The sequence below is a fragment of the Emcibacteraceae bacterium genome (assembly GCA_041396985.1).
Taxonomy (GTDB): domain Bacteria; phylum Pseudomonadota; class Alphaproteobacteria; order Sphingomonadales; family Emcibacteraceae; genus Pseudemcibacter.
This window is the reverse complement of the sequence record JAWKXO010000004.1, coordinates 167389-180910: the sequence shown is the minus strand read 5'-3', so window position 1 is coordinate 180910 and position 13522 is coordinate 167389. Positions and strand designations below refer to the sequence as shown.

Annotated in this window: 9 protein-coding genes; 3 read left to right on the top strand and 6 right to left on the bottom strand. The window is 42.6% G+C overall.

Features of this window, described 5'->3' with window-relative positions; all coding sequences use genetic code 11:
• Positions 1 to 44 precede the first annotated feature (44 nt).
• From R3D86_11780 to R3D86_11755, 6 genes are all read right to left on the bottom strand, one after another.
• Entirely contained in the window at positions 45 to 308 is a 264-nt protein-coding gene (locus R3D86_11780; protein MEZ5758890.1) for a hypothetical protein, read from the bottom strand.
• A 112-nt stretch (positions 309 to 420) separates the two neighbouring features.
• The gene (locus tag R3D86_11775) at positions 421 to 2829 is read right to left on the bottom strand and encodes a transporter substrate-binding domain-containing protein (protein ID MEZ5758889.1); all 2409 of its coding nucleotides are present in this window, start codon (positions 2827 to 2829) and stop codon (positions 421 to 423) included.
• 146 nt (positions 2830 to 2975) lie between these two features.
• Positions 2976 to 4805: a translational GTPase TypA gene (gene typA / locus R3D86_11770; protein MEZ5758888.1), complete on the bottom strand. Its 1830-nt coding sequence runs from the start codon at positions 4803 to 4805 to the stop codon at positions 2976 to 2978.
• 111 nt (positions 4806 to 4916) lie between these two features.
• Positions 4917 to 6902, bottom strand: a complete 1986-nt coding sequence (locus R3D86_11765) for a S9 family peptidase (protein MEZ5758887.1) — start codon at positions 6900 to 6902, stop codon at positions 4917 to 4919.
• 61 nt (positions 6903 to 6963) lie between these two features.
• On the bottom strand, positions 6964 to 7773 hold the full coding sequence (locus R3D86_11760; protein ID MEZ5758886.1) for a hypothetical protein: 810 nt from the start codon (positions 7771 to 7773) through the stop codon (positions 6964 to 6966).
• 422 nt (positions 7774 to 8195) lie between these two features.
• Entirely contained in the window at positions 8196 to 9065 is an 870-nt protein-coding gene (locus R3D86_11755; GenBank protein ID MEZ5758885.1) for an N-formylglutamate amidohydrolase, read from the bottom strand.
• Between the two features lie 173 nt (positions 9066 to 9238).
• On the opposite strand from R3D86_11755, the gene R3D86_11750 reads away from it, so the two are divergent.
• The 3 genes from R3D86_11750 (at position 9239) to pepN (ending at position 13507) form a co-directional block, all read left to right on the top strand.
• The gene (locus R3D86_11750) at positions 9239 to 9598 is read left to right on the top strand and encodes a response regulator (protein ID MEZ5758884.1); all 360 of its coding nucleotides are present in this window, start codon (positions 9239 to 9241) and stop codon (positions 9596 to 9598) included.
• 121 nt (positions 9599 to 9719) lie between these two features.
• Entirely contained in the window at positions 9720 to 10859 is a 1140-nt protein-coding gene (locus R3D86_11745) for a methyltransferase domain-containing protein (protein ID MEZ5758883.1), read from the top strand.
• A gap of 32 nt (positions 10860 to 10891) precedes the next feature.
• The gene (gene pepN / locus R3D86_11740) at positions 10892 to 13507 is read left to right on the top strand and encodes an aminopeptidase N (protein MEZ5758882.1); all 2616 of its coding nucleotides are present in this window, start codon (positions 10892 to 10894) and stop codon (positions 13505 to 13507) included.
• Positions 13508 to 13522 lie beyond the last annotated feature (15 nt).

The following is a 13522-nucleotide window of genomic DNA, read 5'->3' as shown; positions in this document are numbered from 1 at the left end:
GTGTTTCAAGGATTTTGGGAAATTTGTCAAGCAGGGAAGGCTGTTTATTCTTTGCCTATGCGCGGGGCGCCGCTCTGACTGGTGCCGAAGCTTTTATTAAGCACCATTGTGCTGTCTTCGGCAAGGCTGATTGATTTTGCAAGCATTCCCAATATTTCGATGTTGTTGTTCAGGACATGCTGTGCTTCCGGCCTGCTGTCATCCATAATTTTTGTTGCACGATAAATAATATCGTTTCTTACTTTTCTCAGAACGTCTTCGAGCTTGTGGCCATTTGGGTTCTGGTCAGACGATAAAAAATGGGTCATTTTTTCCTCATTCGGCTAATGAACTTCGGCAATCAATATACCAATAGCCAGTTAATGATCGGTAAAGGATTATCAAAATTTATCGATTGGTTGCTTTTACGACCAGCAAATTTTAACTGGTTAAGCGATGCTCAAATTTTCTGATGATTACTCTGGACTTGGGTAATATGATCGTTGCAACAGTTCCAACGCCAAGCTCACTTTCCAAGGTGAAATTGCCGCCATGCAGTTCGGTTAATTTTTGAACGATTGAAAGCCCAAGACCGGTGCCTTCCTCATTTATATCAAAAGAATTTTCAATTTGTTCAAAAGGATTTTTGACCTGTTCAATTCTGTCAGCCGGAATGCCGATACCGGTATCCGAAATTCCGATTTTTACGGTACCGTCCGACAGAATGCAAAGCAAGCAATTAACTTTTCCGCCTGAATTAGTATATTTTATGGCATTGGATAATAAATTTATGATTACTCTTTTAAGGGCATTGTTATCCCCAAGACAAATAGCTGATGTTCTTCTATAGCTAAGCAGTATGTTTTTTGAATTCGCAATCGGTTGTACCATTTTTAATGCATCAACAATACAATCATTCAGATCAAATTCTTTTTCAAGCAACTGAAGTTTTCCAGCTTCGATTTTTGAAAGGTCCAGAATGTCATCAATGACAGTTGCCAGGTGCCTGCTGCTGTTAATGATATCTGATAAATATTCTTTATATTTCGGTTGTTTAATTTCGCCGTAAATGCCAGAATTGATAAATTCCGAAAATCCGATAATGGCATTTAACGGGGTTCTGATTTCATGACTCATATTTGCAAGAAAAGCAGATTTCGCCGTGTTGGCTTGTTCTGCTTCTTTCTGTGATTTTTTTAATTCTTTCTCAATTATAATGCGGCGGTTTACTTCGCGGCGCAGTCCCGTATTCCATATCAGGATAATTATTGTAATAAAGATCAGAAATCCGGCGATAGCGATAATTGGAGTATAATTTAGTTTTGGCTGTGGTTTGCGTGACATCCATTGATGATTTATGGCTGTTTTTTCCATGGCTGAAATAGCATTAATCGCCTTGTCAATTGCACTGGTCAGTAAAGTAAGGTCAGATCTGATACCGATTGTTTCCTCAATCTTGTATGGAGATTCACCAACTGTGACAATGTCATCAATTCCTTCTTCCGCCATTATTGGAGAGGCTACCAGGATGCTGCCAATAAATGCTTCTACCTTATTTTTTTCTATAAGGATAAGAGCATCTCTGATTGTTTCCACTTCGATAACATTAATTTCCGGATAGTCCTGTTTTATAAATGCGGTGACGGCAAATCCTTTAACCTGTGCAATGGTCTTGCCTTTAAGATCATCCATCGTCGTATAAGTCGAATTTCTGTTTTTTGAAAGGATCATATTGGTCAGAGACAAATAAGGATCACTGAAGTTTAGGTACCTGCTTCGTTCAGGCGTCATACTTGCAGCGGAAATAATATCGGCGTCCTGAGTTTTTATCATTTCATAGCCTTCGGGCCAGCTTTGGTTTCCAGCCCAGATAAAACGTACGCCCAGTATTTCGGAAATTTTATCAAGATAAGAACCGGTAATACCGCTTATTTTTCCCTCTTCTGTAATAAATTCGAGAGGTGTTAAATTTGGAACAGCAGATACGCGTATGGTATTGTTCTTTTTAAGCCAGTCTTTTTCCTCCTCGGTAAGGCTAACTATCTGATTTTGTGTGGACTGTGCCTGCCATTTATTGACGATCAAATTATATTCATCGTCCGTCACAGCGGCCATACCTTTTTCAAGAATTGAAAGAAGAATGGGAAGGTCATTTCTTATAGCCAGACGTACCTGATTGGCGGGAGTGGAGGCTGGTAATATGACATCACCGACAAGTTCCAGATCGGCCATGAAATTTTTATTAATCGTATAATTCACAACGGGAATGCGCCCGACATATAAATCAATGGTTCCACTTGAAAGCGCAATGAGTGCTTCTAAAATATTGGAATATTCAACAACCCTGATGTTTGGGTAATTCATTTTATAGGTTGTTTCAGTTCCTGATGAACTGATTACGCCTACGGTCTTGCCAATGAGATCCGAAGGTGAGCGAATTCTTGTGCTCCCTTTTTTGGCAAAATAGCCCAAAGAAATATTCAGGTAAGGTTTTGAGAAAAGGAAATATTTATCCCGTTGTTCCGTTTCGATCAGGCTGTGGATGATATCAATTTTCTTTTCTTCGGTTTGTTTATGTAATTCATCCCAGCTGTATCCGTTAATATATTCTGCACTTAGTCCTACATTTTGCAGAACCAGATTAATATAATCAATGGAAAAACCCGTGGCTTCGCCCCCCTGAACAAAGTCAATTGGGGCCCAGTCCATTTGATTTGTTACACGGACAACAGGATGACTGGAAACCCATAATTGTTCCTCTGCCGATAAAATAAACTTTTCTGTATTTCTGTTTGTCTGTGAATAGCTTTCCGATGAACAGAAACAAAAAAATGCGAGTGTAAAGATCAATAAATCTGATCTTACCTGAATAGAAATAAGTTTTTTTAGAAAAGCAAATATCAAAATTTCTTTAAATCCCCACACTACCCGTTTAAAACTATTCAGGTATTTTAGGGTAAAGAGATTAAATCAATCTTAACTTTGCACGCTGATAGTTACTGGCCAGCGGCTCTTGCGGCTTTCTTTCTTTCATGTGGAATAAGAAAGCGTTTTCTCAGACGTATACTTTTCGGCGTTACTTCCACCAGTTCATCATCCTGAATATAGGCAATGGCCTGCTCAAGGGTCAATCTGCGTGGAGTGGTCAGCTTGATAGCATCATCCTTGCCCGCAGCACGGATGTTGGTCAGCTGCTTTCCTTTAAGCACGTTAACATCAAGATCGTTCGACCGTGAATGTTCACCGATAATCATGCCTTCATAAACTTCTTCCTGCGGATCAATCATAATGACACCGCGGTCTTCAAGTCCCCAAAGGGCATATGCAACCGCTTTGCCCATCCCCATGCTGATCAGAACGCCGACCCGGCGACCCTGTATTGGGCCTTTATAGGGGCCATAGCTGTGATAAGTACGGTTCATGATACCGGTTCCGCGGGTATCGGTCAGAAATTCGCCGTGGTAGCCAATAAGACCACGTGACGGGGCGATGAATGTAATTCTGGTTTTTCCGGCACCGGAGGATCGCATGTCGATCATTTCCGCTTTGCGTTCTGCCATTTTTTCAACGACGACCCCAGAATATTCCTCGTCCACATCAATCACCACTTCTTCGTATGGTTCTGTGCGGCCGCCCTTTTCGTCCTGCTGATATAAAACGCGTGGACGTGAAATGGAAAGCTCAAAACCCTCCCGGCGCATGGTTTCAATCAGAACGCCAAGTTGAAGCTCGCCACGCCCGGCGACATCAAAGCTGTCCTTGGTTTCACTTTCGGTGATTTTTACGGCGACATTGCCTTCTGCTTCGCGCTCAAGCCGATCACGGATCATACGTGATGTAACTTTGGTGCCTTCGCGTCCGGCAAGCGGGCTGTCATTGACGGAAAAGCGCATCGACAGGGTCGGTGGATCAATCGGTTGTGCCTGAAGCGGCTTGCTTACTGACGGGGCACAAATGGTGTCGGCAACCGTACCAATGGAAAGTCCGGCAATGGCAATAATATCACCGGCGATGGCCTGCTCAACCGGGACACGCTCAAGCCCCTCGAATGACATAAGTTTGGTGGCGCGGGCGGTTTCAACCACTTCACCGGACTGGTTAATCACTTTGATCGGGTCGTTGACTTTTACCTTTCCGGTTTGGACACGGCCGGTCAGCACCCGGCCCATGAAATTATCACGGTCAAGCAGTGTCGCAAGCATGGTAAAGGGCTCGTCAATAATTTCCTTGGTCCGCATGGCCGGTTTTTCATAATAATTAATCAGCGTTTCAAAAAGCGGATCCAGATTTTCCCTAGGTCCGTCAAGGTCAAGTGAAGCCCAGCCATCACGGCCGGAAGCATAAAGCATAGGAAAATCAAGCTGATCTTCATTGGCGTCAAGACTGACGAACAGGTCAAAAATCTCATCATGGACTTCGTCAGGGCGGCGGTCAGGTTTGTCAATTTTATTGATGACAACAATGGGCTTAAGGCCAAGGGCCAGAGCCTTTCCGGTCACGAATTTTGTCTGCGGCATTGGCCCTTCGGCACTGTCCACCAGCAAAATAACTCCATCCACCATGCTTAAGATCCGTTCAACCTCACCACCAAAGTCGGCGTGGCCCGGCGTATCAACAATATTGATACGGTGATCGCCCCAATCGACAGCTGTGCATTTGGCAAAAATGGTAATGCCGCGTTCTTTTTCGATGTCGTTGCTGTCCATAGCACATTCTTCGACTTGTTCATTGTCGCGGTACATACCGCTTTGTTTGAACATGGCGTCGACAAGGGTTGTTTTGCCGTGGTCAACGTGGGCAATAATGGCAATATTGCGTAAGGTCATATTGTGGCTCTCTATCTTTGATGCCTGAGTTAAAGTGCGCGCAGTATAGAGATTCTTTATGACAAGTCCATTTAAACCGCAAAATAATTGAATATTGTCTGATAAAGCCTGTTATTCCGGGGCTTTTTCCCATTCAAAATCACGGTTTTTGACATATTTTTCAAACCAGGACATTTCCACATTCATTTTTCCAAGATAATGTCTGAGTTCCTTCCAGATATGATTTTCACGGGGGACAATATAAAGGTCCGTGTCCACCCCGTTTGATTTCAGGGCGCGGTAAAGTTCGATGGACTGCTGTTGCGGCACACGGGTATCAGCGCCACCGACAATAATCAATGTCGGTGTTTTGACATTTGAAATATCCTTAAGCGGTGAATTGTCCCAATAACTGTCAATAGGGGCATCCTTCTGCCAGGGTGTGCCACCGAACCATGGTGTTCGGTAAATACGGGTGTCGGACTGACTATACATGGATATCCAGTTTGCTGTTCCCGCTGCGGATGAGGCGGCCTTAAATCTGTTTGTAAATGTTATCAGTTTATTGGTCATATGGCCGCCTGCACTATAACCCATTTTGACAAGATTATCCCCGTCAGCAATTCCCTGATCAATCAGATAATCAATACCGGCCATTACATCCAGATGAGACTGGTTGAAATAATGACCGACCATGTCACGAACAAAAGCATCACCATACCCCAGACTGCCGCGATAGTTCGGCCGTAAAATGACATAACCGTTTGCCGCCAACACTGTGGCATAGGACGTCGGGCTATATATGCCCCACTGATCGGAAGAGCGCGGACCGCCATGGGTTTGAACCACCAGTGGATATCGGCGGCCTTTTTTATAGCCGTTCGGATAAATAATTGTCCCTTCGACGGTGACACCATCGTCGCCTTTCCACTGAACCACATTCTGTTCGGGCAGTTCAAAATCCTTTTCCAGATGATCAAAAATGGCTGTTATTTTTTTAGGCGCACCATTATTCAGATACCAGAAATCACCATTATTATGGGCGGTTCTTAATGACATAATATGACGGTTTGTGTTCGGATCATATTGCCAGCTTGATACCGTATGTTTGCCGTCTGTTAACTGTGTTATTTTCCCGTCTGAAAGATTGACACTGAAAAGCTCATTATGGACGCCAAGATTGGCTTTAAAATAAATGCATTTGCCGTCTTTTGACCAATGTGCGTCCTGAATATCATGATCAAAACTGCCTAAAAGCTGTTTTATTTCACCGCCACTTGCAGGCACAATAAACAGGTTGCTTTCAAAATAGGGCTGGTCATTTTCATCAGTCCAGGAAAGATAGAGAATTGTGTTATTATCCGGTGACAGTTCAGCGCCGATTTCATAATTTTTATTATCGGTAATTCTTTTTTGGTTGCTACCGTCACGGTCCATAGTCCAGATTTCTGCGTCAAGGTCAGCATCAAGAAGCGGGTTTGGGGCTTTATGAAAAACGATATGTTTGCCGTCACGGGATAAATCAAATCTGTTTACGCTGTAATCACCTTCTGTAATGCGGCTTTCTTCACCATTGATGAGAGAGATTTTCCAGAGATGGCGTTGCTGATAATTTTGTTCAAACTTGTAAATATCATCCTTTTTTTCTTCACGTTTTTTCTCATTATTATCCTGTTCATCACGGGCCAGAAAATATATTTCCGTTCCGTCCGCTGACCATTCGGGGGAGGTTATACCTGTCAGATGATTGGAAAGTCGCTCGGCTTCACCGCCATCGGACGGCATTAAATATATCTGATTGGTTTTGTCATCACCGCGGCTGCTTAAAAATATAATTTTACTACCGTCCGGTGACCAGCGTGCAGACGTGGTGTTCCAATTTGCCGATGTCACCTGCAAAAGCCTGCTGCCGTCAAGGGACGCGAGCCAGATTGTTGAAATTTCAGTATTTTTCTGCCAGTCGGCTTGCTGTTTTTCAAACAGGATGTTTTTGCCGTCCGGGGAAATCTGTACGTCCCTGACGCTGGGAACATTGAGCATGTCGACCAATGTCATGGTTTTGGCATTTGCATTGATACTGGTTAGAATAACAACAATTACGGTCAATAAATATTTCATAATTCTGCCCCTCCGAATAATATGGAATTGAGCCTATCAGGTCATTTTATCAATTGCAAACTTAAGAGAAGAGCCAGGCAAAGCCGATAGGAAGCCCGGGCAATACAAGCCGGATCAGCGGTGTGGCATAATCACTGGGTAACATATTAATGATATTTTCAGTATAGAAAATCGCTGTCAGAATGATCAATGATAGGGCAAGGCCTGGATCAACATTAAACATCTGCATCGCCACGCTCAGAATGATCAGATAGCCCGGGTAAAGGGCTGATGCACCGAATGTAAATTTGGGTTTTGGAAAATTCAGAATCAGATAAGTGCCAAGCGACGCAATTAAAATCATCATGATATTTTCACTAAGCGGAATGTTGGAACCTTTGGCCACAACATAAAGCCCGACTGCCGTCCAGAACAGTGCGACTGGTGCCTGAAGATCATTATACTGAATTTCTTCTAATTTTAAAAACAGGATGATCGATATAATCGTAATATAGGCAAGCGAGAATATATCAGCCCGGATAACCGGGAAGGCGCCATTATTCGAATATATCCAGAACACAACCAGTATCATCAGGGCGATATGGATCTGCGGAGAAAGGAAGCTGATTTTGGGATATCGGTCCTGAAGAAAGCCAAAGCAGAGCGAAATCAGACAAATAAAGAATAACTGATCGGTATTGGTACGGATTGGCAGGGTCGGCAGTCCGTAAAAAAGCAAAAGGGTGACTATGAAAGCAATAATCAGGGATGAATTGGCAAGTGTATGCCCAAGTCCTTCGCCGGCAAAAAAACGAAATAGAGCATGCCCGATAACAGTTATCAGGCAGGGCAGGACCATCAACATGACAATTGGGTTATTGAAATCAAGCACTTGTTACATTTCTTTCCAGATTATTCCAGCAAGATAAAATTATATGAAATGGACTCGATGAACAACTGCCAATTTATCCGGGATAATTTTTTTCATCTTTTGAATTTTTAAAAAGCAAAAATATCTTAGAAAATTCACAAAAAATTGATCGTTGTATTTATGTGGCAATTCACGAGTAATTATTGTTAACTATTTGATTTATAAAGAGAAAAGTATAACTTTAGATTGTTGCATAAAAGACACAGTGTGATAATAATGTTTTACTTAAGTTGTTGTAAAATAATGAGAAAATTAGGCTTGCAATCCGGGAAATAATTCTTATCTATGTATGTACAGGGTTCTAGGTGTAGGAACCTTGTAACCGCTCAACAGAGCATTTCCTCCCTAAACTTGGGCCATCCTGATTTTCAGGATGGCCATTTTTATTTGGTATTATTATTTTGGTTGACGAGAGCTTCAATATTCTCATCAAGATGATAGCAAAGTGAACTAATGATGATTTTCAGCGGTTCAAAATATTTGTTTAAAGTCCGGTTTTTTTCATCCATATAAAGCGATTTTTTAATTTCAATCTGGATGGCATGACGGTTAGATGCAGGATCAGAATAATGATCCGTATTATAACCGCCGGCGAACGGTGTGTTATGGACGACGGTAAGATCATATTTCTTAAAATGATCAGCGACAAAGCGTGTAATAGCGCTATGGCAGCTTTTCCCGTGTAAATCCCCGAGAATAATATCAGGTTGTTTCGTAGAGGATATCTTATGGTCAAGAAATTCATAGGATGGCATGGAGTGGCAGTCTACCAGCAGTGAATAGCCGAATTTTTCATGATCTTCATTAATGAGACTGCCGAGTTTTTCATGAACAGGAATATAATAGTCATCAATAATTTTCTGAGCATAGGTAAAAGGAATTTTATCCTTATAAATTTCTTTTCGGTTATAAGCCAGCTTGGCAATGGACCCATATCCCAGTTTAACTTTTGTACTTTCAGAAAGCAGCGGCGAAGATATATCCCCATAAAACATTGTGGGATCGAGTTCATAAGCCGAGCGATTTGTGTCTATAAAACTGCGGCCAAAATGATTTTTAAATAATTGTGAGCCGTTATTGCCGACTTCATCAAAAAGTTTATCAACAAAACTGTCTCCGGACAGAAGCAGGGTCTGTTTGTCGATATCGATCAGATTTAAAAACTCAGGTGGGAATTCTTCACCGCTATGGGGGCAGTTATAAAGAATATTATTTGTTTTTGGGTTTGCCTTATTTACGGAATATAATTTCATATAGTCGTTTTTTATAAAGATCCTGTATACTGTGTAAGCAACAGGCTATAGGAAGAATGATAAAAAAAACAGAAAAAAGCATCTTTTACCCTTAAACTTTACGAATAATTAAACTCGTCATGATTATAAGGGTTAAAAAAGTAAGGTAAAATTTTTTTAGAGGGTGACATATTTTGCAAAGAATATTATTGGCGGAAGATGATGATACAATGCGTAATTTCCTGTCGCGGTCATTAACCAAGGCAGGATATGAAGTGGTTACAGTTTCCCATGGTATCGAAGCGATGCCGCATCTTTCATCCGGTCGATTTGATCTGCTTCTAACCGACATTGTCATGCCGGGTATGGACGGTATTGAACTGGCCCGAAGGGCAACCAAAATGTATGAAGATCTTCCGGTTATGTTTATTACCGGTTTCGCAGCCGTTGCTATGGATCGCAGCTCAGAGCGACCACCAAATTCAAAGCTTCTTCAAAAGCCGTTTCATTTACGTGATCTGGTTGATGAAGTGGAACGTATCCTCGCCGCATAAAAGATTTGCAAATTTAATTTCATATTTCACAATAAATTGATTGTCGTAGATGGGCAGTATCCATTATTCTGCCCATCAGACACGATATGTGCAGACAAGATATTTAATGTGAGAAATATTCATGGATATGAAAATTACCGCCTCGGTCCAGAAGCGATATGCCGAAGGAGCCAATGAACGCCAGGCAGAGCTTTGCTGCCCAGTTGATTATAATGCCGAATATTTAAAAATAATTCCTAAAGAAGTGATCGAAAAGGATTACGGATGCGGTGATCCGTCCCAGTATGTCCGTGAAGGGGACGTGGTTCTCGATCTGGGATCAGGTGGCGGTAAAATCTGTTTCATAGCGTCGCAGGTGGTTGGTGAGACGGGCCGTGTGATCGGTGTTGATATGACTGATGATATGCTTGATCTGGCGCGCAGAAATGCACCGATTGTTGCTAAGGAAATCGGTTATACCAATGTCGAATTTAAAAAGGGCAATATTCAGGATCTGAAAACCGATATGGGGCTGGTTGATGACTATTTACGTGAAAATCCGGTTCATGATAGTGAAGGTTTCGGTGCGCTGAAGCAGAAAATTCAGGAAATCGGCGAAAGATCCCCAATGATAGCGGACAACAGCATTGATATTATTGTCAGTAACTGTGTCCTTAATCTGGTCTCCGATAATGAAAAGAAACAGCTGTTTAAAGAAATGTTCCGCGTTCTCAAAGTTGGCGGCAGAATTGCTATTTCAGATATTGTTTCCGATGAAATTTCACCAGACCATTTAAAGAATGATGAAAAGCTTTGGAGCGGCTGTATTTCAGGGGCGTTTCAGGAATATGAATTCGGCCGACTTCTGGAAGATGTTGGCTTTTATGGTGTCAGCATCGATAAATTTGATAAAGAACCATGGCAGATTGTTGAGGGTATTGAGTATCGGTCAATGACAATTCTGGCCTGGAAAGGTGATGATGCAGTATCCTTTGATAAAAATCAGGCTGTCATGTATAAAGGGCCCTGGAAAGAAGTTATCGATGAAGCTGGAAATAAATTCCCGCGCGGCAAAAGAATGGCGGTTAGTGATAAACTCTTTACCAAAATGCAGATGGAACCCTATAAAGATCAGATGATTACAATTGAGCCCCATGTGCTAGTTACCGATGATATTCCCTTTAAAGGGGGTTGTTGCGGTCTTTCCGAAAGAAAGCCGGAAGAAAGCAAAGCGGGCACAAAAAGAATAACAACAAACCCGGGTCAGGGCGGCTGTTGTTAATATAAAAAAGTAAAGTTTTAGAAAGAATAAGTATGTCAGAAACTGTGGCGAAATCAGATGCGCCAAAAACCAAATATCTTGCCGATTATAAGAAACCAGATTTTTTAATTGAAACCGTCGATCTTGATTTTGATCTTCATGATGATGTGACCCATGTGACGTCACGCATGCAAGTGAAGCGCCAGGGGGCGGCTCATGCGCCGCTTGTTCTTAACGGTTCAAATTTAAAGCTGGTTTCCATTCAGCTTGATGGCAAAAAAGTTCCATACGCGCTTAACGATGACTATTTAACAATTGAAAATGTGCCGGATGAATTTGATCTGGTCATTGTCAATGACATTGACCCTGCCGCCAATACGGCGCTTGAAGGGCTTTATATGTCAAACGGTATGTTCTGCACCCAGTGTGAGGCACAGGGTTTTCGCCGCATTACATATTTTATCGACCGTCCTGATGTTATGGCGGTTTATAAAGTGCGGATTGAAGCGGACAAGGATAAATATCCTGTGCTTCTCTCAAACGGAAACCAGATTAAAGCGGGTGAGGCAGAAAATGGCCGCCATTTCGTGGTCTGGCACGATCCATTCCCAAAGCCATGTTATCTTTTTGCCCTGGTGGGTGGGAAGCTGGACTATCTGGAAGATCATTTTATCACCAAAAGTGGCACTGATGTCACGTTACGGATTTATGTGGAAAAAGAAGATCTGGATAAATGTCCCCATGCCATGAAATCGCTGAAAGCATCCATGAAATGGGACGAGGATGTTTACGGGCTGGAATATGATCTGGATATTTTTAATATCGTGGCGGTCAGTCATTTCAATATGGGTGCCATGGAAAATAAAAGCCTGAATATTTTTAATACCAAATGCATTCTCGCCAAGGCGGAAACGGCAACTGATACTGATTTTTCCTTTGTTGAGAAAGTAGTCGCACATGAATATTTTCATAACTGGACCGGAAACAGGGTTACCTGCCGCGACTGGTTTCAGTTAAGCCTTAAAGAAGGTCTGACCGTGTTCCGCGATCATGAGTTTTCAGCCGATATGGGCAGCCGTGCTGTCTGCCGCATTGATGAAGTGCGCAGCCTTCGCCAGCATCAGTTTGCCGAGGATAGCGGACCGATGGCCCATCCGGTTCGTCCGGAATCCTATATAGAAATCAATAACTTCTATACCATGACCGTTTATGAAAAAGGCTCGGAAGTGATCAGGATGATCTATAGACTTCTGGGACCGGAAAAATACAGAAAAGGCATAGATTTATATTTCGAAAGACATGACGGACAGGCGGTAACATGCGAAGATTTTGTCCGTGCCATGGAGGATGGCTCAGGCGTTGATCTTGGTCAGTTTCGTCTATGGTACAGTCAGGCGGGGACACCGGAACTGACTGCTGCCGGAAAATATGATGAAGTGGCCAAAAGCTATGAGCTTACAATTGCGCAGTTTGTGCCGGATACGCCGGGTCAACAAAATAAAAAGCCAATGCATATTCCGATAGAACTGGGACTTCTTGATAAGGATGGTCGTGAAATGCTCTCAAGCGGAACCGAGCTTATAAACCTGAAAGAGGACAGACAGACATTTTATTTTAAAAATATAAATGAGAAGCCTGTACCATCTCTGCTGCGTGGGTTTTCAGCGCCGGTAAAACTGAAAAGCAACTTAAACCGTGAAGAACAGATCTTTCTGATTGGCCATGACAGTGACAGTTTTAACCGCTGGGAAGCGGTGCAGGAAATATCAACGGATATTATCCTGAAAATGATTGAGGACCAGAAAGAGGGGCGCGCCCCAATGGTTGACGGGTCCTTTATAAATGCCATGCGGCTGGTGCTGAATGATAAAAAAATTGACCGTGCATTTATCGGTGAAATGTTGAGCCTGCCGGCAGAAGGGTTGCTGGGGCAGCAGATGAGCCCGGTTGATGTTGATGGTATTCATTTGTCAAGAAAGCATCTTGTCGGATCGCTGGCGAAGGCATTGAAAGATGATTTTCTTCGTATTTATAATGAATGCCAGACCAACGAACCATACGAATATAGTTCGAATGCTGCCGGGCGCCGGCGTTTAAAAAATATGGTGCTTGGCTATCTGATTGAAATTGCCGATCAGAATATCGTGACACTCTGCAATGAACAGTTCCATACAGCAACAAATATGACAGATGAAATCGCCGCCTTTACCTATCTGGTGGATAGCGATGTTGAAGGCCGGGAAGAAGCGATCACAAAATTTTATGATAAATGGCACCATGATCAACTTGTGCTTGATAAATGGTTCAGCGCCCAGGCGTTATCATCGCGGATTGATGTATTGGACCGGGTGGAATTTCTGAACAGTCATCCAGATTTTGATCTGAAAATGCCCAATCGTGTACGGTCACTGATCAGTGTCTTTTGTGCCCTTAATCAGGTATCCTTCCATGATAAATCGGGCAGGGGGTATCAATTTCTGGCACGGAATATCAAAGCGCTTGACCCGCTCAACCCGCATATTGCGGCCGGGCTGGCAAAGCAGCTGACACGTTGGAAAGCTTATGATGCAGACAGACAGAAACTGATGGTGGAAACGCTGGAAGAAATATTAAAACAGAAAAACCTTTCAAAACATGTCTATGAGATTGTTTCAAAAAGTCTGAGTTAATTATTTTTTTAATAA